1 pseudogene is annotated in these 668 nt (G+C 66.6%); it reads right to left on the bottom strand.

Annotated features, from left to right (window positions below):
- Nucleotides 1-668: pseudogene (locus ACYVDE_RS25235) on the bottom strand (hypothetical protein); the annotation flags it as partial.

Genomic DNA, 668 nt, shown 5'->3' with positions numbered 1-668 from the left:
AGCCCGCCCGTGGGCAGGCCGCCGGCCAGGCCCGCGCCGGTGGCTACGTCGGTGTACGTTGTATCCGTCAGGCCCCGGCTGCGGCCGCGGTCAAGCAGCACATAGTCCACGCTGAAATTGTCGCTGTTGTCGTCGGCGTTGCCGCTGGCCACGAACATGAGCTGGAAATTACCGTGCAGGTACTTGGCCTGGTTCAGGTCAATAACCTGCTGCCGGAAGCCGGTGCGCTGGCGCAGGCCGTTGTAAAACCACTTGCTTTCCCAGGTGCCGGTGTTGGTTTTCACAAACAGCTCCAGCCGTACGGGGTTGCTGGGCGTGCCCGAGCCGGGCACGCCCACAATGCTGCCCGCCTGCCAGGCAAAGCTGAGGTACACCTGGTCGCTGGCCGTGAGGCCGCCTAGGTTAATGGGCTGCGAGGTGAGCGAATCGAGCTGGCCGTTGGGGCTCGAAATCTGGCCGCTGTAGCTCTGCCCGTTGGCCTTGGGGCCGTCGAGCGTGGCCGCGCCGCGGGTGAGCGGCAGCAGCGCCAGCCGGTTGCTCACGAAAGCGCCGCCATTGGCCTGCCATTTCTGCGGATTGGGGCTGCCTTCCAGCGGCTTGGTAAAGTCGTCGAAGAACGGCAGGCTGAGCGCCGCGGTGCGCTGCTGCCCGCGCAGGTTGGCCGTGGG

It is taken from the genome of Hymenobacter agri, from assembly GCF_054778495.1.
This window is presented reverse-complemented; position numbering and strand designations above follow the sequence as displayed.